Origin of the sequence: Guptibacillus hwajinpoensis, assembly GCF_005144865.1 — a bacterium.
GTDB classification, from domain to species: Bacteria; Bacillota; Bacilli; order Bacillales; family Guptibacillaceae; genus Guptibacillus; species Guptibacillus hwajinpoensis_A.
In genome coordinates, this window is sequence record NZ_SWFM01000002.1 from 528427 (window position 1) to 553634 (window position 25208).

Consider the following 25208-nt stretch of genomic DNA (forward strand, 5'->3'; position numbering starts at 1 on the left):
TTTTGCTGAAACTGCACCCAATAAGAAATTTTTCGACAGGGAGTGCCGGTTTCCTTCTATATCTTACAATGTTATTATTAAAGATAATTAAATTCGGTATAACAAACTTTACAATAGTAATGCATGACCTTTTTAGAAAGGCTGTCTTAATAAATATTGTTGCCTTAAGAGTAGTCGTTGATTTCCGCTCCAATCAACTTTGATGTGTGGATTTCTTTATTCAAAACCTATTTCAAAGACAACAATTTTTAAGAAAAGAGCCTTTAGATAAAATAGTAGTAAGGATTTAGGTGCATGGAAGCGGACGTGAATTCATGTGATTACTTTTCTGATTATTCTAACAAAAAAGGCAAGCGGCTGACGTTGTGTGTTTTTTAGTTATTCAAATAGGGTAAAGGTAATGTTAGAAGTAACTCGTTTAACACTAGTGTGCTCTTAAAGGAAGCATTTCGATCAGATTCACTTTATGGCCACAAAAAGAGATTGAATACGAAGAGTGTCGTAGTTCTATAATTAGCTAAGTTGTCAAATAATTCGTCTTATCTTTAAATCGGTAGGTGAACCGTAACAGGGAATTGATGATAAAAGGATTGTTCACAATTTTGACAGGTAAAATCTCTCTTTTCCCTAAATTTTACAATGATTAATGAGTGGATTTCCTGTATACTTAAATATTAGATTGAAAAGGTTTATCTAAAAATAGTCTCATAGATAGTGAGATAAGGCGAAGTTGTGAAGGGATGAAAAGAAATGAAAGAATTGTTCTTTTCCGTGCTTCTCGTCGTGAAGAATGAAGAGAGGTATATTCGTAAGTTGCTTGACGGTGTCTTGCAACAGGAGTTTCCTCAAGATTCATATGAAATTCTAGTAGTTGATGGAATGTCTTCTGATCGAACGAAGGATATTGTAGAAGATGTCAGCCAAAAGAACCCGGGAAAAATACGATTGTTTGATAATCCAAAAGAAACTCTGCCAACAGGATGGAATTTAGCTATTCAGAATGCGAAAGGTCATTATATCTTAAGAGTTGATGGCCATACGATGATCCCAACCAATTTCCTACAAAGTTATTATGATCTGATTCAGCGCAAGCCTAATATGGATTGTGTTGGTGGTGTTATAAGAACGGAAGGGAAAGGTTTCTGGGGTACCATTAATGCATATGTGTATTCACACCCTATGGGCGTTGGGAATTCAATGTTCCGCATTACGTCAAGCTCGAGTAGGTGGGAAGGACAAGTTGATACGGTACCCTATGGTGCGTATAAACGTGAAGTGTTCCAAAATGTCGGCTTGTTTAACGAAAACTTAAGAAGAAGTGAAGATATAGAGTTTCATGCAAGGGTTAGAAATCAAGGTGGACAATTTTACTTATCTAGTGACATTGCTTCCACTTACTTTGCGAGAGACAGCCTGAAAGCATTTGTACAAAAATCATATGCTGATGGAAAATGGGGTATTATTGCGTCAAGTGGTACTCGAGGTGTAATGAGGTTCCGACAACTCGCGCCTTTGATGGCATTCATGACTGGAACTGCTCTTGGAGTTGGAGCATTGTTTAACGATGCTTTTCTAATCAGTTTACTGACCCTTTCAGCTGTATATCTGATGATGATCGGTGTTTCGGCACTTGGCGTCATCGAAAAACATGGTTTCCGTGCGTATATTCCGACCGTGATGCAGTTCTTTCTGCTTCATTTTACTAGAGGTCTTGGACTTGTCGGCGGATACTTTAGCAAACAATACTGGAAGGTGAAAACCGGGCATGAAAAATGGGCAAGAATTACTACCGACCACGTTTCTTGATAATGAGACGATTCTTTCTTATCGAAAACAGTCTCAATCATTAAGTTATAAAGAAGATTTGTGGTCATGGTATGTGTTACGCAGAATCTCAATTTATATTACACTACTATTTTGTAAACTACGCTTAAAGCCGAATACAGTGAGTTGGATGAGTGTTTTCTTTATTTTATTATCTGGCTTATCGCTCGTTATGGCGACACCAATGTCAATTGTGTTCGCTGCACTGTTCTATAATATAGGCTACTTATTTGACTGTGTTGATGGAGAACTTGCAAGAATAACGAAACAAACATCATCAAAAGGCTACTATATCGATATTATTATTCAAGCTGCGGCACTTCCCGTATTTCTATCAATGGTTTTGACAGTATTAAGGGAAAGTGGTCTGCTTCATGTTACTATACTCGAAATGACACTTGTTTACGTGACCTTTGTGGCTATTATTATGGCATTGCTTGTGCCTATTGCTTATCAGTTAACGAAATTAACAATGTCACAATCAACCACTCAGGATCCAGTTAACTCGATTCGAGATGGCTCATTCTTTTTTGATGTTGTAGCTGTTCTGCTTGGCTTACCAGGTTTCTTCGTTGCAATTGTCGTTATTGCCATTATTGAGCAAACAACAGGAACAGATTTATTGCTTTACTATGTGATGTTTTTCTTAGCGATGCTTGTTATTAAGACAAGCTTACGCGTTTTCATTACATCCCGTTCATTTGATCGAACCTAGTACTTCTGTACAGTTCTATTATAAATCAAAAGCTTTCAATGTGTTGTTAAGTGTTATTAAAAATTGTAAATTGTTTGTTAATTCGTGTCTCGTGAAGAAGTTTATTTAAACAAAATAACTGGAGGGGTCGAAATGAAGAAGGTTTTGACTTACGGTACGTTTGATTTATTGCATTGGGGACATATTAATTTATTGAAGAGAGCTAAGGATCTTGGCGACTATTTAATTGTAGCTATTTCAACTGATGAATTTAATGAAATCAAGAATAAAAAAGCGTACCATAGCTATGAGAATCGCAAAATGATTCTAGAAGCGATTCGCTATGTTGATGAAGTAATTCCTGAAGAACATTGGGAACAAAAAGTGGAAGACGTGAAGAACCATGATGTGGATATCTTCGTAATGGGTGATGACTGGGAAGGGAAGTTTGATTTCCTAAAGGACCACTGTGAAGTTATTTATCTACCACGTACTGCAGGAATTTCAACTACTAAAATTAAAAAAGAACTGCTTGTATCCAACGGCTAAACGATCGGCAGTAGATAATAATTATTTGGGGTGCTAGGAATTTTTATGGGACAAATCAGCGTAATTCTAACCGTTTATAATAAAGAAGATTATATTGAAAAGTGTCTAGCTTCTTTGCTAAACCAGACGTACAGAGATCTTGAAATCATCCTGATTGATGACGCGTCAACTGATGGAAGCGGAGAGATCATTCAGCGATACAATGATCCGAGGTTAAAGATTCACCATCTCGAAACAAATGTTGGTGTAGCGAAAGCGCGCAATATTGGGATCGGGTATGCTTCGGGAGAATATATCTATTTTGTGGACGGTGACGATTACCTTGCCCCATATACGCTAGAGCTCTTGGATCAGCATATCGGAGAATATCCTATGATTGGTGGCTCAATCTTCAAAGGTGGAAAGGTTGAGCTTCCACTCGACATTGGAGAAGACTCCTATAATCTACGTGAGCTACGTGGAGGTAGGAAGGTCAAAGCGCTGAGAAGAAGAAGTTCTGTTAATTTGCTTATTCGTAAAGACTATATAGAAGAAATCGGTCTTCATTTTGATGAGCAAGCCACGTTCTACACAGATCTTTCTTTCTCAATTCCTGCGATTATGAATACTGATATTATTCCGATGATAACGGGGCTTCCTACCTATGTAAAAGGGGAGTGCTATGATCCAATCGATCATCCTACCTTAATGCTTCATTCGGTAGAGGAGAAGCTCCCAGATTTGTTCTATATTTATCATAAGATGAAGTTATCCTATGGAGGTACAAAAAGCATTAGTCGGTACCTGGATCTTCTTCTTTTGAATTACTACTCTAGAAGTATTACGAACAAAGCAGCGAAGGAGCCAAATGTTTTATTTGATCACTTTACTGCATTGAAAAATAGCCTTGCGCTTGTTGCACCAGGAAGAATCAAGCGACGGAACATCATTGAGCGAAGAGAGCATCGTTTAATTCAAAAAGGTAATAAGGATGCTGTTTTAAAATCAATGAAATTTCGAAGAAGTTTACGAGAATGGCGCAGAGCATTTAGGAAGAAGCATCTTCTTATGCGTCAGGTCTATCGATCTTTTCTTATTAAAATGCCAATTAAACGTCGAAAAGTTCTTCTCGAAAGTTTCGGTGGTAAAGGCTATTCAGATAGTCCGCGGTATATTTACGAGGAGTTATTAAAGAGTGATCAAAAATATGATTACTTGTGGGTATATGATAAAAAGAAGAAAGACATACCGGGTAATCCTAAACAGGTGCGTCGCTTAAGTCCAGCTTATTACTATCACTTAGCTACAGCGAAATACTGGGTATCCAATGCACGAATGCCTAACTTTGCGATTAAAAGGCCGGAAACGGTTTATCTGCAAACGTGGCATGGCACACCATTAAAGAAGCTTGCAGCTGATATGAAGGAAGTACGCATGCCTGGTACAACCACTGAGAAATATAAGCGGAATTTCTATAGTGAATCACAGAAATGGGACTACCTTGTTTCACCGAATGATTATTCAACGAACATTTTCAGAAGAGCTTTCAAGTTTGGTAATGAAATGCTTGATGTAGGGTATCCAAGAAATGATATTCTTTACCTTGATGATGAGGAAAAAGTTCGTCGTCAGCAGGAGATAAAGGCTAGCATAGGCATCCCTTTAGATAAAAAAGTTATTCTATATGCCCCAACATGGCGGGATGACGAGTTTCATGGGAAAGGTAAGTACAAGTTTGAAATTAAGCTTGATCTCATGAAAATGCAGGAACGTCTTGGTGATGAATACGTTATTGGTTTAAGGATGCACTATTTAATTGCAGATCATATCGATACAACTGGTATGGACGAATTCGTTTATAACTTATCTGATTATGGAGATATTGCAGAGCTTTATTTACTATCCGATGTGTTAATTACGGACTACTCATCCGTGTTCTTTGATTTCGCAAACTTGCGTCGTCCGATTCTATTTTTCACCTATGATATTGCTAAATACCGTGATTCACTACGCGGGTTTTATATGGACTTTGAGAATGAAGCCCCTGGTCCATTGCTGCAAACGTCTGATGCTGTTCTCGATGCGATTGAAAACATCGGACAAATTGAGAATGACTATGAAAGCAAGTTCAATGCTTTTTATGATAAGTATTGTCATCTTGATGATGGACATGCTGCTAAGAAAGTCATTAATAGAGTGTTTGAGCCAGAAAAGGCTTAATTGAAAAGCTGAATAACGCTAGAACAGGATACTGCCGCTGGTTAAGGCGATATGGCATTATCCTGTTTTTCTAGAGAGCTATTTAAGCATCAACTACTTGTTGAGAGTAAGGTGTCAAGTTCATGAAAAAGCTATTAAAAATGCTGAAAATATATCCTTTAATGAAAGCGTTCAGTCGACTGCTGTTTGTAGCTCTTGGTCGTTTTCCAGCAAATAAACGCCTCGTTATTTTTGAGAGCTTTTCGGGTAAACAGTACAGCTGTAATCCGAGAGCGATCTACGAATATCTTGTGGATCATGACTACGATCTTGAAATGATCTGGAGCGTTGAGGAATCTCATGCTGAATCCTTTCGAAAAAGGGGTATACCAACAGTAAGGCGCTTTTCGCTTAGATGGTTCTATCTTATGGCGCGTGCCAAATACTGGGTAACAAACAGTCGCATGTCGCTTTGGATTCCAAAGCCAGCTCATACTGTGTATGTTCAAACGTGGCATGGTACACCACTTAAAAAGCTTGCTGGTGATATGGATGAAGTCTATATGCCAGGTACCAATACGGTGTCTTATAAGAATAATTTCTACAAGGAAGCTGCCAAGTGGGATTATCTTATTTCACCAAATCGGTATTCAAGTGAAATATTTGAGCGAGCGTTCGGTTTTAAGAAAAACATGATTGAATCAGGCTATCCACGCAATGATCGGCTTCATTTGGATAACGCGCAGGATAAAATTGATTCATTAAAACAGATCTATGGAATTCCAGTTGAGAAGAAAGTCGTATTGTACGCACCAACGTGGCGAGATGATGAATTCTATCAAGCAGGGAAGTATAAGCATGAACTGAAACTTGATCTGGATATGCTGAAACACGAAATTGGCGATGAGTATGTTATTGTTTTACGGATGCATTATTTAATCGCGGAACAATTTGATCTCTCTCGTTATGAAGGTTTTGCGTTTGATTTGTCTGTTGGCGTTGATGTAAATGATCTATATTTAATGTCAGATGTACTCATTACGGATTATTCATCCGTATTCTTTGATTTTGCGAATCTAAGACGTCCGATTATTTTCTTCGCTTATGATTTGGCATCTTATCGAGACAAATTACGTGGTTTCTATTTTGATCTTGAAGTAGAAGCCCCGGGACCAGTGGTTACAACCTCTGCAGAAGTTTTGAAAGCCATCCAAACGTTTGAGAACGAAGGGTTTGGCGCATTCGAGGAAAAGTACAATGATTTCTATAATACGTATTGTTACCTCGAAGGAGGGTCTGCTACCAAAAAGGTTGTTGACCAAATTTTTGTTAGTGAGGCAAAATAAGCATGAATTCGATGATGGCAGTTTTAAAAGAACAAGTAAGCAACTTTTACCTGATTAATCGTCTTTCGGTTTATCAGGTGAAAAGTACAAATAATAATAACTATCTTGGCATGGTTTGGGAAATTCTTAATCCGCTGTTTCAAATGAGTATTTACTGGTTTGTCTTTGGATTTGGGATTCGAAACGGAAATCCTGTAGATGGAATTCCTTTTGTATTGTGGATGTCGGCAGGACTAGTCGTATGGTTCTTTTTTAATCCAGCTGTCATTCAAGGATCTAAGTCCATTTACACAAGATTGTCGATGGTTTCGAAGATGAATTTCCCAATGAGTACGATTCCGAGCTTTGTGATCATGTCGGTCTTTTATCAGCATTTGATCTTACTCGGTATCTACTTTGCGGCGGTGTTGATGACAGGTCAGGGTTTGTCCTGGCACCTGATTCAGTTGCCGTATTATATGTTTGCACTAATCATGTTGATTTTTGCTATCTCGCTCATTACGTCGACGCTATCGACGATCGTACGAGATGTGCATAAAATGTTGCAGTCGTTTATTCGTATGTTTCTTTATTTAACTCCAATTCTTTGGACAATTGATTCCCTGCCAAGTTTTATCCAGGTAGGAATGAAACTTAATCCACTGTATTATGTAGTGGAAGGCTACAGAGATGCACTTCTAGGCATGGGCTGGGTTCATCAAACGCTTCAATACACCCTCTATTATTGGGTGGTTGTACTGTTATTATTGATGATTGGTTCATACCTTCATATGAAGTTCAAAAGTCATTTCGTAGACTATATCTAATAAGGACTGTCGTTTATGAGTTATTCAGTAAAACTAAACGGTATTACCAAAAAATATAAAATGCACCGACAGAACTCCGATAAGCTTAAGGACATTATTTTACCTGGAGGCTATGGGGAAGATTTCTATGCGATTCGTGACCTGACCTTTGAAGCTGGCAAGGGTGATATTATTGGGATTATCGGTGTAAACGGGTCGGGTAAATCAACGTTCTCCAATCTTGTTGCTAACATTACACCACCAACAAGTGGTGAGATTGAAGTGAAAGGCGATGTCTCGCTCATAGCGGTATCTGCTGGTTTGAACAAAGAACTGACTGGCCGTGAGAACATTGAACTGAAGCTTTTAATGATGGGTTATAAGAAAAATCAGATTGAAGAGATGAAGCCAGACATCATTGATTTTGCCGATATTGGTAAATTTATCGATATGCCTGTTAAAAAATATTCAAGCGGTATGAAGTCGCGCCTTGGATTCTCTATCTCCATTAGCGTTGATCCAGATGTACTCATAGTGGACGAAGCATTATCTGTTGGTGATAAAACGTTCGCTGATAAGTGTCTTTCGAAAATGAATGAGTTTAAAGAGCGTGGCAAGACGATCTTCTTCGTCAGTCATTCCAACGGACAGATTAAGAAATTCTGTAATAAGGCATTGTGGCTAGAGCATGGAACAATTCGTGAATATGGTCCAATGAAAGAAGTTATGCCGCATTATGAGGCATTCATTAAAGAGTACAAATCATGGTCGAAAGAAGAGAAACGCCGTTTTAAAGAAGAGGGTATTAAGAAACAAGAAGGACTCGCGACAGCTGAATCAGCTAGTGGCGAAGAGAAAGAGAAACGTAAAAAGTCCTGGATCCTTTTTTAGAGTAGTTGCTTCTTTCTGATTGGTATTTAGTTCGATTCGTAAACCGTCCTCGTGTAGGGCGGTTTTTGTTTAATTGCTTTAACCAAAGGCTGTTTTCTAAAAAAAGATTGTTGCTATTAAGGTGCTCAACGCCCGCCCCGCACAAAGCGAGCATGCTGAAGCGCAAATCAACCAATGCTCTCATTGCAGCACCAATGCCTTCTAAAACAGCTAATCAAAATAAGGATATTTATGGTATGATGAGAAGAGATTTTTTGTTGTTCGATTAGTGAATGGGGGAATAGAAATGGCTATTTTGGTAACAGGTGGAGCAGGGTACATTGGAAGTCATACTTGTGTACAGCTCCTGAATCACGGATCTGATATTGTCGTTGTAGATAACTTTTCTAATAGTAAAATGGAATCGCTCGATCGTGTGCGCGAGCTAACGGAAAGAGATTTCCCTTTCTATGAAGTTGATTTACTCGATCGTAAATCTCTTGAACAGGTATTTGAGCAGAATGACATTGAAGCCGTTATTCATTTTGCGGGATTAAAAGCAGTTGGTGAATCTGTATCCATGCCGCTTCATTATTACCACAACAATTTAACAGGTACATTTGTACTTTGTGAAGTGATGGAAAAGTACAATGTACGTAACATTGTGTTTAGCTCGTCAGCTACTGTATATGGCATGCCAGATGTAATGCCGATTACAGAAGAAGCACCGCTAAGTGCAACAAACCCTTATGGTCAGACAAAGCTGATGATTGAACAAATTCTACGTGACCTTCATGTGGCTGATTCAAATTGGAGTATTGCACTTCTTCGTTACTTCAATCCAATTGGTGCACATGTAAGTGGTCGAATTGGTGAAGACCCGAATGGGATTCCGAATAACTTGATGCCATTTATTAGTCAGGTAGCTGTCGGAAAGCTTGAGCAGCTCAGCGTGTTTGGTGATGATTATGATACAGCAGATGGGACAGGGGTTCGCGATTATATTCACGTTGAAGATCTTGCGAATGGCCACCTTAAAGCGCTTGAACATGTTCTTGGTACAACAGGAGTCGAAGCCTATAATCTAGGGACAGGTAATGGCTATAGCGTTCTCCAGATGGTGAAGGCTTTTGAAGAAGCAACAGGCAAAGAAGTAAAGTATTCCGTGGCACCACGTCGCCCAGGCGATATCGCAGAATGCTATGCAGATCCAACAAAAGCGAGAGAAGAGCTTGGCTGGGTTGCAGAAAAAGGAATTGAAGAAATGTGCCGCGATACATGGCGCTGGCAGTCTGAGAATCCTGACGGTTATAAAAGTGGTCAAAAAAGGGGTCAGGTGCGTACCTGACCCCCTCCGAAGACAAATGTCCCTCTACAGAGGACACTTGAGCCCGCTCTCTAATAGAGCGGGTTTTTTTGTTTAAGATGAACTTCTCTTGTTATAATACCTATGATGGTATCTAAGAATAGGTAAGAAATTCTAAGGAGGTTCTTATTGTGGCTGGTAAACGATTCAAACCAGGTAAGGCGGATCGACTTCTAGATCCGAAACGAAGGGAAATCATTTCACCGGAACAGGTGATAGCTCATCTTGACATAAAGGCAACGGATCATGTTGCTGACTTTGGGGCAGGTAATGGGTACTTTACATTGCCATTAGCGGAAGCGACTGAAAAGGTTTACGCTGTTGATATTGAAAAGCAGATGTTAGATCTTCTTCGGAAGCGTGCAGCTGAAACAGGTGGAGCGGATGGTATCGAGTACGTGGTAAGTAGTCTTGAAGAAGTTAATCTGGCTGATCACGTAGCTGACAAAGCGGTTGCGGCTTTTGTGATTCATGAAGTACCCGATCTCACGAAAGCATTTCAAGAGTTCAAGCGAATCATTAAGCCGGGGCAGAAATTGCTTGTGCTCGAATGGGAAGCGATTGAAATGGATATGGGGCCTCCACTCCATGAGCGGATTTCTTCTGAGAAAATGAAAAAGATTTTTGAAGAGAATGGTCTTGAGCCAGAGGTAAACCATTTTCATGAAGCGGTATATGGAGTAACAGCGAAGATATAAAAGGGGGTCAGGTGCGTACCTGACCCCCTCCAAAGACACTTTTCCCTTTATTGAGAACACTTAAGATATTAGGGCGCTTTCTTCTTAGGAAGAGGGCGCTTTTTTGTGTATTGAAACTTGAAGATGGTATGTAATAGAAAGTAAATAAATCAGTAAATATTTACTTGACTATAGTTCAAATGTACCGTAATCTAAAAATATGAATACGCTTTCATTTTCTTTTTCGGTATTGTTTAGTTAACAAACAGGAGGGGTTAATTTGAGGAAGGTTATTGGTCGAGTTAGTTTTTTGCTTATTATGATGTTAGTTCTTGGTGCTTGTTCTAGTGATAATAGCTCGAGTGAAGGTTCAGCTGGAGAAGGCGACGGTAGTGGGAAAAAGGTAACGGCATGGGCATGGAATATCAATGTTCCAGTTCTTGAAGAAGCGGCTAAGAAATTTAAAGAGGAAAATCCAGACTTTGAACTTGAGGTCGTTGAACTAGGACGTGAAGATGTTTACTCAAAATTAACAACTGGCCTTCAAACTGGTGGAAAAGGGTTACCTGATATCATCCTCGTTGAAGACGATCGTGTTCAGGGCTATATGGAAACATTCCCAGATGCGTTTGTGAATGTTTCGGACAAGGGGTTTGATGAGAGTAAAGATAGCTTCCCTACTTATAAAACAGAGCTACTTTCTAAAGATGGTGCGATGTATGGCTTCCCGTTTGATGGTGGTCCAACAGGTGTTTTCTACCGGACGGACTATTTTGAAGAAGCTGGTGTAAATGCTGATGATATTAAGACTTGGGATGATTTTATTGAAGCAGGTAAAAAGATCAAGGATGCAACAGGTAAAGCGATGCTTGGTCTTGATTTGAATGGTGATGACGGACTATACCGTATGATGATGACTCAGCAAGGAACGTTCTATTTTGATGATGAGAAGAATGTGAACTTTACATCTGAAGAATCCAAGCAAGCATCTGAAAAAGTGAAAATGATGAAAGAAGCAGGACTTGTTAAAGATACTGTTGGTTGGGATGCATGGATTAGTGCAATGGCTCAAGGTGAAGTGGCAACTGCGCCATCTGGAGCATGGTTGAGCGGATCGATTACACAACAGGCGAAAGATACAGAAGGAAACTGGGGTGTGTTTAAACTGCCAGCATTTGAGGAGGACGGAAACAGAGCGTCTAACCTTGGTGGTAGTAACTATGTGATTACAAGTGCAAGCAACAACCAGGACCTTGCGTATGATTTCATGGAGTTCTTCTCAACGAATGATGACGTTCAATTAACAGCTATGGATAACGGTTTGTTCCCAACCTTGAACACAATTTATGAAAATGAAGCGTTCACGCAGGAAGTTTCATTCTTTAGCAATCAACCAATTTGGGAGCTGTTTGCTAGTGAAATGAACGATATTCCTTCTGTGAACTTTACAGGTAACTATGCGATTGCGAGCGATGAGTCGATCAAAGCGCAATCTGAAATCATGAATGGAAAGAAATCGATTGAAGAAGCGTATAAAGCAGCGGAAGATCGGTTGAAGAATCGAATTCAATAATGATGATGTGATGGGGGGTCAGGTACGTACCTGACCCCCTATAAAGACAAAAAGGGGAAAGTGTCCGTCTCAGGTGGACGCTTTCCTTTTATTTATTAGCGGGGTCAGAGAGGGGTCTGACCCCGTTAGTAAATAAACTAGTAAACTTTTAGTAAACATTTACTTGACTATGTTTACCCCTTCTACTATCCTAATAAGTGTAGGCGCTTTCATGAAGCGCTCCAATGATCGTTTAGTAAACAAATGGAGGGGTAGTCGATGAAAAAGGTAACGGGTCTTGTTAGTATGCTACTTGTTTTGAGTATGTTTCTTGCTGCTTGTGGTAATAGCGGAAGCGACGGAGAAGCAGGGGATAGCAATAAAGTAACGGCTTGGGCTTGGAACATTAACGTACCAGTTCTTGAAGAAGCCGCTAAGAAATTTAAAGAAGAAAATCCGGATTTTGAACTTGAAGTTGTGGAAATGGGTACGGATGATGTTTATTCGAAACTAACTACAGGCCTTCAAGCTGGTGGAAAAGGGTTACCTGATATCGTCCTTGTTGAAGACGATCGTGTTCAAGGTTATATGAATGCGTTTCCAGATGCTTTTGTAAACGTTTCAGATAAAGGTTTCGATGAGATGAAAGATAGCTTCCCATCTTATAAAACAGAGCTACTTTCAAAAGACGGTGCAATGTATGGCTTCCCATTTGATGGTGGACCAACTGGTGTTTTCTACCGCACTGATATTTTTGAAGAAGCTGGCGTAAATGCAGAGGATATAAAGACGTGGGATGACTACATTGAAGCTGGGAAAACAATTAAAGAAAAAACAGATACAGCGATGATTGGTCTTGATCTTAATGGTGATGACGGCCTTTATCGCATGATGCTAAATGAGCAAGGCACATTCTACTTTAACGAGGACAAAGAAGTTGCTTTAACCTCTGAAGAGTCTAAGAAAGCAATGGAAGTTAACCAAACACTTAAAGAAGAAGGTCTTGTGAAAGAAACAGTAGGATGGGACGCATGGATTAGTGCAATGGTAGAAGGCGATGTAGCTACTGCTCCATCTGGCGCATGGCTATACGGTTCGATCACACAACAAGGTAAAGACACTTCCGGTAACTGGGGAGTTATCGAACTTCCTGCATTTGAAGAAGGTGGCAATCGCGCTTCTAACCTTGGTGGCAGTAACTATATGATTCCAAGTGCAAGTGGTAATGCAGATCTTGCTTATGACTTTATGGAATTCTTCTCAACAGATAAGGATGTTCAGCTAAGCGCAATGGAAGGTGGATTATTCCCTTCTCTTAACACGATTTATGATAATGAAGCATTCACGAAAGAAGTAGAGTTCTTTAACAACCAGCCGATCTGGAATCTATTTGCTACTGAAATGGAAAATATTCCAGCAGTGAACTACACAGGGGATTATGCTGTTGCAAAGGATGAAGCGGTCAAAGCTCAGTCTGAAATTGCAAACGGTAAGGCAATTGACGAAGCATTGAAAGCATCAGAAGAACGTTTGAAAAATCGTATTCAATAAGTACTGAAATCATCAGGGGTTGATTCGCATCAACCCCTTTCATGTTAAGGAGGGGTATTAATGAATAAAGCGAAAACATTTCCTTATTTCTTCGCAGCTCCGGCCATTCTATTGTTCCTTGCGTTCACTGTCTATCCTATTATCGCTTCTTTTGTTCTAAGTTTTCAGGAGCGTGTGGCAGGTGAGTACGTCTTTGCAGGATTGAAGAACTATACGCGTCTTTGGAACGACGATATATTCTGGACAGCGATGCAGAACACATTCATTATTTTTGTTGTACAAGTACCAATTATGATTATTCTAGCGATGGTGCTGGCGAATGTTTTGAACAACCAGTTACTCAAGCTAAAAGGCTTTTTCCGTGTATCATTCTTCCTTCCTGCCGTAACTTCTCTCGTTGCTTATTCGATTCTTTTCTCGATCATGCTTCAAGAAGAAGGAATTATTAACACGGCATTAAGCTACATTGGCATTACTGCTATTCCATGGTTGTCCGATCCATTCTGGGCAAAGGCTTCGATTATTATCGCCATGACTTGGAGATGGACAGGTTACAACATGGTTATTTTCCTTGCAGCTCTTCAAAACATTCCAGAAGATTTATATGAAGCAGCTTCGCTTGATGGAGCAAACAAGTTTAAGCAATTTTTCTATATTACTGTTCCTCAACTTAAGCCGGTTATCTTATTTGCTGGGATCCTTTCAACGATCGGTACCCTGCAGCTTTTCGACGAACCGTTTAACTTAACTGGTGGTGGCCCAGCCGATTCGACTATGACTCTTGGACTTTATATCTATCAAAGTGGATTTGAATACTTCGATTTTGGCTACGCTTCTGCAATTGCATATGCGGTTGTTGTGATGGTTGGTATTCTATCCATTATCCAATTCAAGATAGCAGGTGATGAATAATGGCTAAGAACCTTGATGTAATTGAACAGACTACGAATGAACTCACGCTTGCTGAGAGGCAGCAAAAGAAGCCGAAGAGAAAGAAAAAGAAGTTAAAAGCGGTATGGATGTACACGCTTCTAAGTATTTTCCTTGTCGTATCGATCTTCCCATTCTATTGGATGTTTATCGGGGCAACGAACGATTCAAGTAAAATGTTTACGAACCCGCCAACCCTTTTACCTGGCGATCAGTTTATGACGAATCTAACAAATCTAAATGAGTCAATTGGTATTTTCAGAGTACTGTTTAACTCTCTTTTTGTATCAGGACTATACGTTGTTATTGCCCTTGCCGTCTGTGCGAGCGCAGCTTACGTTTTAGCGAAATACAATTTCAAAGGGAAGAAATTCATTTTTACAGCATTCTTGCTTTCAATGATGATTCCTTATCAAGCGACATTGATTCCGCTTTTCCAAATGATGTCTGATTTCAATCTACTAAACACGTACTTCGCGGTTATCGCACCGCAACTATGTTTCCCGTTCGCGATCTTCCTATTAAGACAGAATTTCCTAGCTTTCCCAACAGAGCTTATGGAGTCAGCGCGTCTTGATGGTGCGAGCGAAACAAGAATTTTCATTTCAATCGTGATCCCATCAATGCGACCTGCGCTAGCAGCTGCATCGATCTTCCTCTTCATGACACAGTGGAACAACTTCATGTGGCCGCTCGTTGTGCTGAACACGAACGACATGTACACATTCCCTGTTGCGCTATCTAGCTTAATGGGACTCTCTTATATCGACTACGGTCAAGTGATGATGGGTGTTACGCTTGCAACAGTACCGATCATTGCATTCTTCTTAACACTGCAAAAACAATTTATTTCAGGTATGCTCGGAAGCGCCTTGAAATAGTAGGAGGCTGTTATGCTGGAAGCGAGAAAGAACCAGTTTTACTTAAACGACGAACCTTTTCAAATTCTTTCAGGAGGTCTCCACTACTTCAGGGTTGTTCCTGAGTACTGGAGAGATCGTCTTCAAAAGCTGAAGGCGCTTGGATTGAATACGGTAGAAACGTATATACCATGGAACTTTCATGAACCGAAGAAAGGTCAGTTTCATTTTGAAGGAATGGCTGATGTGGAGCGGTTCATAGCTGAAGCAGAGGAGATTGGACTTTATGTCATTCTAAGGCCGTCTCCATATATTTGTGCAGAGTGGGAAATGGGGGGACTTCCTTCCTGGTTACTAAAAGAAGACGACATGGCCCTTCGCTGCAGCCATCCTGCTTTTATAAACCATATAGAAGATTATTTCAATGAGCTTCTTCCACGCCTAGAGCCTTTCTTACAAAAAAATGGCGGCCCGGTGATTGCGTTTCAAATTGAAAATGAATACGGCGCATATGGCAACGATCAGAACTATCTTGCCTTTCATAAAGAACAATATGAGAAACATGGCATTGAGACGTTTTACTTCACATCCGACGGGCCAGATTTTATTAAACAAGGTTCAATGGATAACGTCGTAACGACGTTGAACTTTGGCTCAAGACCTGAAGAAGCTTTTGCGGCTCTTGAAGCCATGAAACCAGATTCACCTAAAATGGTTGCGGAATTCTGGATTGGTTGGTTTGACCACTGGAGTGGCGAGCATCATACGCGTGACGCGGCGGAAGCAGCAGACGTGTTCCAGAAACTTATGGACATGGGCGCATCTGTGAATTTCTACATGTTCCACGGTGGAACAAACTTTGGTTTCTATAACGGTGCGAATCATTATGAGCAATATGCTCCGACGATTACAAGCTATGACTATGATTCCCTTTTAACAGAATGGGGCGACGTGACAGATAAGTATCTGGCCATGGCGGATGTGTTGAAGAACGTTAAAAACGTTTCTATTGAAGACGTTTCTAAAGTCGAGACGAAAAGTTATGGAGAAGTGACGCTTACTGAGAGCACAAGCTTATTCGATGTTCTAGAAGAAGTAGGGACCAAAGTAAAGCACATTACACCACTTAGCATGGAAAAGCTGAATCAGAACTTTGGATACACGCTTTATCGTACATCGGTTAATGACACAGGAACGTTTGAACTTGATACAACGCCAATTCGTGACAGAGCCTTCATTTATGTAAATGGCAAGCATGTTGCAACGGTTTCAATTAATGATGAGTCAAAGTCGGTGATGATTCCATTTCCAAATGAGGAAAACGTCTTTGAGATTCTCGTTGAAAACCTTGGTAGAGTTAATTATGGCAAGCATTTATCTGATCAGAAGGGGATTGTCAGCAATCTTTGGCTTAACAATCAGTATTGGTTTAATTGGGAAATGGTGAGCATTGAAGGAGATTTGTTACCAAGCACTTACTCAGCTGGTGAGCGATATCCCAAGTATTTGAAAGGAACATTCCAGGCGAATTCTTGTAAGGATACGTTCGTTGATCTAGAAGGGTTTACGAAGGGGAATGTTTATATTAATGGATTTAACCTTGGCAGGTACTGGCAGACAATGGGGCCGCAGCAGCGTCTTTATTTACCTGGACCACTTCTGTATGAAGGCGAAAATGAACTTGTTGTTCTGGTATTAGAAGGAAACAAGTCGAACAAAGTGACATTAACGAACGAACCTAAACTCGGATAAAGGATCGATGGCAATGAGCATACTGGTTAATCAACAGCAATTTCACCTGACAAATGGAAAGATCAGCTACGTTTTTCACATCTTAAAAAATGGACAGCTTGGACACCTGTATTTTGGTAAAGCGCTACATCCAGATCGCGACTATACTCATTTTGAGAAGTATCATAATCCGACACCTGCAAGCTGTCACACGTACGAAGATGACGCAGCCTTTTCACTTGAAACAATCAGGCAAGAGTACCCTGTGTATGGAAAAGGTGATTTCAGAGAGCCGGCAATTATGATGTCACAAGAGCAAAAATCTGTTGCGAATTTTGCATACAAATCGCATGAATTGTTGGAAGGGAAGCCTGCTTTAAGTGGTCTCCCAGCTACGTATGCCGCTTCATCTGAAGCAGAAACACTGATCATTGTTCTAGAAGACATGTACAGTGGGGTGGAGCTTCATTTGAGCTATACAATTTTTGCTGATGAAGCGGTCATTGCGCGGAATGCACGTGTAGTGAATACGTCAAACACTGCTCTTTCTGTGGAGCGGATGATGTCACTATCGATCGATCTGCCTGATGCAGAGATGGATCTGCTTCATCTGTCTGGGACGTGGTCACGTGAGCGTCATGTGAAAACACGTGCGCTCGAACAGGGGATTCAGTCGATTTCAAGTATTCGTGGTGCTAGCTCACATCATCATAATCCTTTCCTTGCACTAAAAGCGAAGGATGCAACAGAGCATACAGGTGAGGTATTTGGATTCCAGTTTGTTTATAGTGGGAATTTCCTTGCACAAACAGAAGTCGATCATTATGGGGTAGCGAGAGTTCAGCTTGGTATTCATCCAATTGGTTTCCAATGGAATCTTGCACCAGGAGAAGAATTTCAATCACCTGAAGCGGTGATGGTTTATTCTGATGAAGGTTTAAACGGAATGAGTCAGTCGTTTCATCAGTTGTATCGAAACCAGCTGATTGCGGAGCAATGGAAATCAGCGGAACGTCCGGTTCTCATTAATAACTGGGAAGCGACGTATTTCAATTTTAATGAAGAAAAGCTGATTCACTTTGCGAAGGAAGCGAAGGAATTAGGTGTTGAACTGTTTGTTCTAGATGATGGTTGGTTTGGAAAACGTAATGATGACCGCACCTCTCTTGGTGATTGGTTCGTAGACTGTGAAAAGCTACCAGAAGGAATTGCCTCTCTAGCTTCAAAAGTTAAACAAACGGGCCTAAAGTTTGGTTTATGGTTTGAACCTGAAATGATTAGCGTGGATAGTGACCTTTATCGCGAGCACCCTGAATGGGCAGTTGGTGTACCAGGAGAGCATTACACACTTGGTCGCAACCAGCGTGTTCTTGACTATACGAATCCGAATGTTGTTGAAACGATTTTCGAACGCATGAGAGCGATCATTCAAGCAACGGACCTCGATTACATCAAATGGGATATGAATCGAAACATTACGGAGGCCTACTCTGCAGGACTAAATCACCAGGGTGAGTTTTTCCATCGGTATATCCTTGGTGTTTATGATCTTTATGAACGCTTAACATCAGAGTTTCCAAATGTACTGTTTGAATCTTGTGCGGGTGGCGGAGGTCGCTTTGATCCAGCGCTTCTCTATTATGCACCTCAGGCATGGGCAAGCGATGACACGGATGCGGTTGAGCGTTTGAAAATTCAATATGGCACATCTATGGCTTATCCGATCTACAGTATTGGTTCTCACGTGTCAGCCGTGCCAAATCATCAAACGCTTCGTTCAACTCCATTATCGCTAAGGGCGGATGTAGCCTATTTTGGAACGTTCGGGTATGAACTCGATCCTTCTAGTTTATCGAGCGAAGAGAAAGACATTGTGAAAGAGCAAATTCGTCGCTACAAATCATTCAGACCACTTGTACGGGACGGATCGTTTATTCGTTTGCAAAGTCCTTTTGAAGGAAATGAAACAGCATGGATGATCGTCTCGAATGATCGAAAGGAAGCCATTGTTGGTTGGTACAAAGCTTCAAGTACACCGAATCCTCGGACGAATCAAGTATTGAAATTAAAAGGTCTTCATCATGACTTGGCATACCAAGTGGACAGCCGTACATATTACGGCGATGAATTGATGCAGAATGGTCTACCACTTCCTATTGAATTCAATGGAGCGAATCAAGGGTTTGCTGAACGCGGTGGTGACTTCCAGTCGAAAGTATTTTATTTAAAGGCTCTCTTCTAAAAGATTGTTGCTTTTGAATCAATAATTGAATAAAAAACCACACTTAGCTAATTGGAGCGGGACAGGTGAGACCCCACAGGAGCGTAAGTGACGAGGAGGCTCACCGCCCGCACAAAGGGAAGCGAGCATCCTGGAGCGGAAATTACCCGCTATAGCAATAATATCTACGAAAAGAGCCTATTTAAAAGCAGAATAAGAGAATGACAAAGGATGATGGCTATGGCGACGATTAAGGATATCGCACAAAAAGTGCAATGTTCACCATCAACTGTTTCACGCGTCTTAAACTATGATGAGACGTTATCTGTTTCAGATGATACAAAAAAGCGGATCTTCGAGGTAGCAGAAGAGCTATCTTATAGTAAGAAGCGAGGAAAAAAGTCTCTTACACCAAAGATTGCCATTATTCACTGGTACACAGAAAAGGAAGAGCTGAATGACCTCTACTATATGTCGATTCGACTTGGCGTTGAGCAGCGTTGTCAGGAAGAGGGTCTTGAGCTTGTAAAGATTTTTAAGGACCGCTATGACGAGCTTGAAAAGGAAAACATCCAGGGTATGATTGCAGTTGGTAAATTTAGTACGGCTGAGATCGCTTCTCTTAGCAAAGTGACACCAAACATTGTCTTCGTCGATTATGATCCTGGTCATGAGAAATACGATTCAGTTGTTGTCGATTTCAAGAAGGCAACAGAAAAAGTACTAGATTACTTTGTGAGCAAAGGTCATGAACGAATTGGCTATATCGGAGGAAGAGAAACGTTCCGTGATGCGAGTGCTGAAATTGTGGATGAACGAGAATCCACGTTCCAGTCTTATATGGAGAGACATGGAGAAGTGAACGGACCATACATTTATACAGGATCCTTTACGGTTGATGATGGATATTCCCTCATGAATAAAGCGATAGATGAGCTTGGCGAAGAGCTCCCTACTGCATTTTTTGTAGGGAATGACACGATGGCGATTGGGTGCTTGCGTGCCCTTCATGAAAAAGGTGTAGCAGTACCTGAACGAGTGAGTTTGATTGGCGTGAATGACATTAGCGTGTCTAAATACGTCTATCCCGCCTTAAGTACGGTGAAAGTCTATACGGAATTAATGGGTGAAACAGCAGTTGGACTTTTGATGGAACGCTTGCTACGACGAAAGGTTGCAAAGAAAGTCACGATGGGTACAAAGCTTAAACTAAGGAAAAGTAGTAAATAATACGGCGAGGTCGGTGATTGAAATGAAGACGATGTACGAACAGTTTCAGAAGGTGTTTGGAGATGGTGGAGAAATAAAAAGCTTTTTCTCACCGGGTCGCGTCAATTTAATTGGAGAACATACTGACTATAATGGCGGTCATGTTTTCCCGTGCTCACTTAGCATCGGAACATATGCCATCGTAAGAAAGAGAGAAGATTCCCTGATTCGCTTGTATTCAATGAACTTTGATGCAAAAGGTGTTATTGAAGTTGAATCAGATAAACTCACTTATGACGCAGCACACGATTGGGCGAATTATCCGAAAGGTGTCGTATCAATTTTCAAGCAGAACGGTTATAGCGTAAGTGGATTTGATGTGCTTTATTATGGAAATATTCCAAACGGCGCTGGTCTTTCTTCATCGGCTTCCATTGAGCTAGCAACGTCTGTACTGCTAAATGAGCTGAATGATTTAGAGATTGATATGGTCGAAATGGTCAAAATGAGTCAGCGTGCTGAAAATGAATTCGTTGGTGTTAATTGTGGGATTATGGATCAGTTTGCGATTGGAATGGGGAAAGAAAATGCAGCAGTTCTCCTTGACTGCAATACGCTTGAGTACAGCTATAGCCCGGTCCAACTAGAAAATGCTTCTCTCGTGATTGCGAATACGAATAAGCGAAGAGGTCTTGCTGATTCGAAATACAATGAACGTCGTTCTGAATGTGAGCGCGCACTTGCTCAGCTTCAAGCGCACCTTGATATTCAAGCGCTTGGTGATTTAACAATTGAAGCGTTTGAAACGAATCAACACCACATTACAAATCCTGTTGATCGTAAGCGTGCTAGACACGCTGTTTCAGAGAATATACGTACAATTGAAGCTGCGAAGCGGTTGAAGGCAGGGGACCTTGAGGCATTCGGACAGTTGATGAATGAATCTCATATTTCTTTACGTGATGATTATGAAGTAACAGGTATTGAACTTGATGCACTAGTTGAAGCAGCCTGGTCTGAAGAAGGTGTCATTGGATCCCGAATGACGGGGGCAGGCTTTGGAGGCTGTACGATTAGTATCGTTCTGAATCAGTTTCTAGAGTCGTTCCGGAAGAATACAGCAGAAGTATATAAAGAGAAGACAGGGTTAACACCTGAATTTTATGTTGTTGAAATTGGCGATGGTGCAAGAGAAATTAATCAATTAAGCGAAGCGCTGTAGAGAGGAGTGGAGAGAAACCATGACAATCAATCACGAAATTGAACGACTCCTCTACTATGCGATAAAGAGAGAAATCATTCGTGAGTGGGACATGTCTTATGCTCGAAATCAAATTCTAGATGTCCTTCAACTTACTGAGTATCATCCTGAAAATGCTGTAATCGATAATCCTGAAAGTCCAGTTGAGATCCTTGAGAACATTCTTGATTGGGCTTATGAGAATGGAAGATTAGCAGAAAATACTGTCACATATCGTGACTTACTTGATACAAAGATTATGGGGTGCTTAACAGAGCGCCCCTCGAGCGTAGTTGATCGTTTTGAAACAACGTATCGTGAGGTTGGACCAGAAGCGGCAACCGCATCTTTCTACCAATTTTCAAAAGACGTTCATTATATTCGAACCGATCGAATCGCGAAGAATGAACACTGGTTAACGGCCACAGAATATGGTGACATGGAAATTACGATTAATCTCTCTAAACCAGAGAAGGATCCGAAAGCCATTGCTGCTGCTAAAAATATGAAGACGAGCAGTTATCCTGAATGTTTGCTTTGTAAGGAAAACGTTGGGTATGCTGGGCGTTTAACGCATCCGGCGAGACAAAATCTCCGCCTTATTCCCGTTACGCTCGAAGACAAGCAGTGGTACTTGCAGTATTCTCCATACGTCTACTATAACGAGCATGCGATCGTTTTGTATGGTGAGCACGAACCGATGAAGATTTCTCGTGGGACATTTGATCGTCTACTTGAATTCGTCAATAAGTTCCCACATTATTTCATAGGGTCGAACGCTGATCTTCCGATTGTAGGAGGATCTATTCTAAGCCATGATCACTTTCAGGGAGGAAAGCATGATTTCCCGATGGCTAAAGCAGGAATGGAGCGAACTGTTCATCTTTCTTCTTATCCGAACGTTAAGGCGGGGATTGTGAAATGGCCAATGTCAGTGCTTCGTCTGCAAAGTGATAGCAGAGATGAGCTAGGTGAACTAGCTGATGCTATTCTCAAGTTTTGGCAAGAATACAGTGACGAACAAGTAGATGTTCATGCGTATACAGCGGAAGAGCCACATAATACGATTACGCCTATTGCTAGACGGAATGGTGAGCAATTTGAAATTGATCTGGTTCTTCGCAATAACCGTACGACAGATGAGCATCCGATGGGTCTTTTCCATCCTCATGCAGAAGTTCATCATATTAAAAAAGAAAACATCGGTTTAATTGAAGTAATGGGACTTGCGGTGCTGCCTGGAAGGTTGAAAGAAGAACTTCAACTTCTTGGTAATTCACTCATTGCTGAGGAGCCTCTTAATCGAATTTCTGCTGATGATCGCATTGCTAAGCATGTAGACTGGGCTAAATCAATTTTAGAAAAATATCCTGATATTGCATCAGTCAATATCGATGAGATCTTAAAAGATGAAGTTGGCTTGATATTCTCTGATATTCTCAGTCATGCTGGTGTGTTTAAGCAGGATGATGCTGGTCAGGCTGCATTTGACCGCTTCACAGAAGCATTGAACAATTATTTAAATCAATAAGAGCTGGCCGACCATGGCTGGCTTCTTTTCTCATTGTAGTAGATAGGATAAACATTTGAGCAGTTAAAGGAGCGAGAGCGTTGTATATTGGTGTAGATTATTATCCAGAGCAGTGGCCGAAAGAGCGATGGTCTGAAGATGTAAGATTAATGAAGGAACTTGGTGTAAACGTTGTACGACTAGCAGAATTCGGTTGGCAGCTTATGGAGCCAGAAGAGGGTGTATATGATTTCACACTCTATGATGAAGCTATTGAGCTACTGACGAAAAATGGGATTCAGGTGGTGCTTGGCACACCAACAGCAACGCCGCCTGCCTGGATGGTCGAGAAATATCCTGAAATTCTACCGGTTGATCCGAATGGAACGGTTATTTCTTTTGGAGCCAGACGTCACTATACGGTGAATAGTGAGGTATACCGTGACTTTTCAGCGAAAATCGTAGAGGAAATGGCAAAGCGCTACGGTCAGCATGAAGACATCATTGGCTGGCAGACAGACAATGAGTATGGACACGAGAAATCAGACCGTAGTTATGGCGATGTGGATCAAAAAGCATTCCAGACTTGGTTAAAAGAGAAATATCAAACGCTCGATACCCTAAATGAAGCGTGGGGAACGGTTTTCTGGAGTCAAACGTACACCGCATGGACGCAAATTCCTGTTCCACGTAAAGTGTACCAGGAACATAATCCGAGCCTGCTTCTGGATTTTGATCGTTTCTGTGCTGACGCCTATACATCTTATAACAAAATTCAAACCGATCTTCTTCGTAAACATATTAGATCAGAACAGTGGATCACACACAACTTCGTCTACACAGGTCAAGCAATTAATCAGTGGGATATGGCGAAAGATCTCGACTTTATTTCGTTCGATAACTATCCTGTTTGGGGTGGACTTCCTGAACCGATCGCTCCATCTGCCATTGCACATCAGCATGATCTTTGTCGTTCATCCAAAGATGGTAAAGGCTTCTGGGTAATGGAAGAGCTCTCAGGTGCGCAAGGATGGAGTTCGATCGGCTACTTACCTCGTCCTGGACATATTAAACTTTGGACGTATCAGGCCATTGCCCGGGGTGCAGAAGCCATTGTTTACTTCCGCTGGCGTGCTGCTCGTTTTGGTACTGAAGAATTCTGTCACGGAGTACTTGATCATGATGGGAAACCAAAGCGTAAGTATAGAGAGGTAAAAGAAGTGATCGATTCTCTAAATGTGTTTGGAGATGACTGGATTGCTTCTAAGTATAGTGCTGATGTAGCCGTTTATTATGATGTTGAAAATGCATGGGCATGGGGAATACAGCCACAAAGTAATGCCTTTGATTATAAGCGCGAATTCCTTCGCTTCTATAGCCCGGCACACCGTATGAATGCGCTGACGGATATTGTGACGAAAGAAAGCAATCTTGATGGATATAAAGTGCTTGTTGTCCCTGTTTATTTCCTAACAGATCCAATGGTAAATGAGAAAATCACTCGTTTTGCTGAGCAAGGCGGAACGGTGATCCTATCCTACCGAGCAGGTGTGAAGGAGCAGAATAATTTCGTTGTAGAGGATACTCTACCAGGTGCTTTACGAGAACTTGCTGGTGTTGAAATTAACGAATATGAATCGCTTCAGCTTGGTCAAAGCAATGCTGTGGAAGGCGTTCAGGGTTCCGTTTCTGGAGTGAATTCTGTTGCATCAATCTGGTGTGACTTAGTTGAGCCGACAACAGCTGAAGTTCTTGCTGAATACCGTAGCTGTTTCTACGAGAAAACGGCAGCAATTACGAAAAATAAATTTGGTAAAGGAACGGTATATTACGTTGGTTCTGCGCTCGAAAATGAGATGATGGATGCTCTTTATTCGGACATTTTCTCCGATGCTGGTGTATCTGTTATGCCTTCTAGTGGTGAAGACGTAGAGGCGGTTACTCGTACTGCGGAAGATGGCTCAGTGTTCTTGAGTGTTGTTAATCATTCTACTGAAAATAAAGGCTCATTAACATTACCTGAAGGAACATGGATAGACCCTGTATCTGAAGAAACATTTACAGGTGAAATGTCGTTAGCACCGCTTGCAGCACACGTCCTTCGCTCTAAATAAC

17 protein-coding genes and 2 pseudogenes are annotated in these 25208 nt (G+C 41.0%); all 19 read left to right on the forward strand.

The features are described 5' to 3' along the window. Positions 1 to 750 precede the first annotated feature (750 nt). A complete protein-coding gene (locus tag FBF83_RS09830) occupies positions 751 to 1806 on the forward strand; it encodes a glycosyltransferase family 2 protein (RefSeq protein WP_240688047.1) in 1056 nt (351 codons plus the stop codon). Beyond that, entirely contained in the window at positions 1766 to 2539 is a 774-nt protein-coding gene (locus FBF83_RS09835; RefSeq protein ID WP_136946974.1) for a CDP-alcohol phosphatidyltransferase family protein, read from the forward strand. The genes FBF83_RS09830 and FBF83_RS09835 overlap by 41 nt, the downstream gene beginning before the upstream one ends. Positions 2540 to 2671: 132 nt before the next feature. Continuing rightward, the gene (tagD, locus tag FBF83_RS09840; RefSeq protein WP_136946975.1) at positions 2672 to 3067 is read left to right on the forward strand and encodes a glycerol-3-phosphate cytidylyltransferase; all 396 of its coding nucleotides are present in this window, start codon (positions 2672 to 2674) and stop codon (positions 3065 to 3067) included. Positions 3068 to 3112: 45 nt separating this feature from the next. Then, a complete protein-coding gene (locus FBF83_RS09845) occupies positions 3113 to 5266 on the forward strand; it encodes a bifunctional glycosyltransferase/CDP-glycerol:glycerophosphate glycerophosphotransferase (RefSeq protein ID WP_136946976.1) in 2154 nt (717 codons plus the stop codon). Between the two features lie 122 nt (positions 5267 to 5388). Then, entirely contained in the window at positions 5389 to 6591 is a 1203-nt protein-coding gene (locus FBF83_RS09850) for a CDP-glycerol glycerophosphotransferase family protein (RefSeq protein ID WP_420875123.1), read from the forward strand. Positions 6592 to 6593: 2 nt separating this feature from the next. Further along, positions 6594 to 7397 carry an ABC transporter permease gene (locus FBF83_RS09855; protein ID WP_136946977.1) on the forward strand — a complete coding sequence of 268 codons (804 nt, stop codon included), beginning with the start codon at positions 6594 to 6596 and terminating at the stop codon, positions 7395 to 7397. A 15-nt stretch (positions 7398 to 7412) separates the two neighbouring features. After that, positions 7413 to 8213: pseudogene (gene tagH / locus FBF83_RS09860) on the forward strand (teichoic acids export ABC transporter ATP-binding subunit TagH); the annotation flags it as partial. A gap of 340 nt (positions 8214 to 8553) precedes the next feature. Further along, positions 8554 to 9594, forward strand: coding sequence for a UDP-glucose 4-epimerase GalE (galE, locus tag FBF83_RS09865; RefSeq protein WP_136946979.1), 1041 nt, complete (start codon positions 8554 to 8556; stop codon positions 9592 to 9594). A 149-nt stretch (positions 9595 to 9743) separates the two neighbouring features. After that, on the forward strand, positions 9744 to 10310 hold the full coding sequence (locus FBF83_RS09870; RefSeq protein WP_136946980.1) for a class I SAM-dependent methyltransferase: 567 nt from the start codon (positions 9744 to 9746) through the stop codon (positions 10308 to 10310). Between the two features lie 259 nt (positions 10311 to 10569). Continuing rightward, entirely contained in the window at positions 10570 to 11862 is a 1293-nt protein-coding gene (locus FBF83_RS09875) for an ABC transporter substrate-binding protein (RefSeq protein ID WP_240688048.1), read from the forward strand. A gap of 258 nt (positions 11863 to 12120) precedes the next feature. Next, the gene (locus FBF83_RS09880; RefSeq protein WP_136946981.1) at positions 12121 to 13392 is read left to right on the forward strand and encodes an ABC transporter substrate-binding protein; all 1272 of its coding nucleotides are present in this window, start codon (positions 12121 to 12123) and stop codon (positions 13390 to 13392) included. Between the two features lie 60 nt (positions 13393 to 13452). Continuing rightward, positions 13453 to 14304 (forward strand): carbohydrate ABC transporter permease, encoded by an 852-nt coding sequence (locus tag FBF83_RS09885; protein ID WP_136946982.1) that lies wholly within the window; start codon positions 13453 to 13455, stop codon positions 14302 to 14304. 107 nt (positions 14305 to 14411) lie between these two features. Then, entirely contained in the window at positions 14412 to 15203 is a 792-nt protein-coding gene (locus FBF83_RS09890) for a carbohydrate ABC transporter permease (protein ID WP_048312872.1), read from the forward strand. A 12-nt stretch (positions 15204 to 15215) separates the two neighbouring features. After that, positions 15216 to 16934 (forward strand): glycoside hydrolase family 35 protein, encoded by a 1719-nt coding sequence (locus FBF83_RS09895; RefSeq protein ID WP_136946984.1) that lies wholly within the window; start codon positions 15216 to 15218, stop codon positions 16932 to 16934. Positions 16935 to 16947: 13 nt separating this feature from the next. Further along, on the forward strand, positions 16948 to 19155 hold the full coding sequence (locus FBF83_RS09900) for an alpha-galactosidase (protein ID WP_136946985.1): 2208 nt from the start codon (positions 16948 to 16950) through the stop codon (positions 19153 to 19155). Positions 19156 to 19374: 219 nt separating this feature from the next. Continuing rightward, entirely contained in the window at positions 19375 to 20364 is a 990-nt protein-coding gene (locus tag FBF83_RS09905) for a LacI family DNA-binding transcriptional regulator (protein ID WP_136946986.1), read from the forward strand. 22 nt (positions 20365 to 20386) lie between these two features. Continuing rightward, positions 20387 to 21565, forward strand: a complete 1179-nt coding sequence (locus tag FBF83_RS09910) for a galactokinase (RefSeq protein WP_136946987.1) — start codon at positions 20387 to 20389, stop codon at positions 21563 to 21565. A 19-nt stretch (positions 21566 to 21584) separates the two neighbouring features. After that, positions 21585 to 23114 (forward strand): UDP-glucose--hexose-1-phosphate uridylyltransferase, encoded by a 1530-nt coding sequence (galT, locus tag FBF83_RS09915; protein ID WP_136946988.1) that lies wholly within the window; start codon positions 21585 to 21587, stop codon positions 23112 to 23114. 77 nt (positions 23115 to 23191) lie between these two features. Then, positions 23192 to 25207 (forward strand): annotated as a pseudogene (locus FBF83_RS21360) (beta-galactosidase); the annotation flags it as partial. Position 25208: the final 1 nt, after the last annotated feature.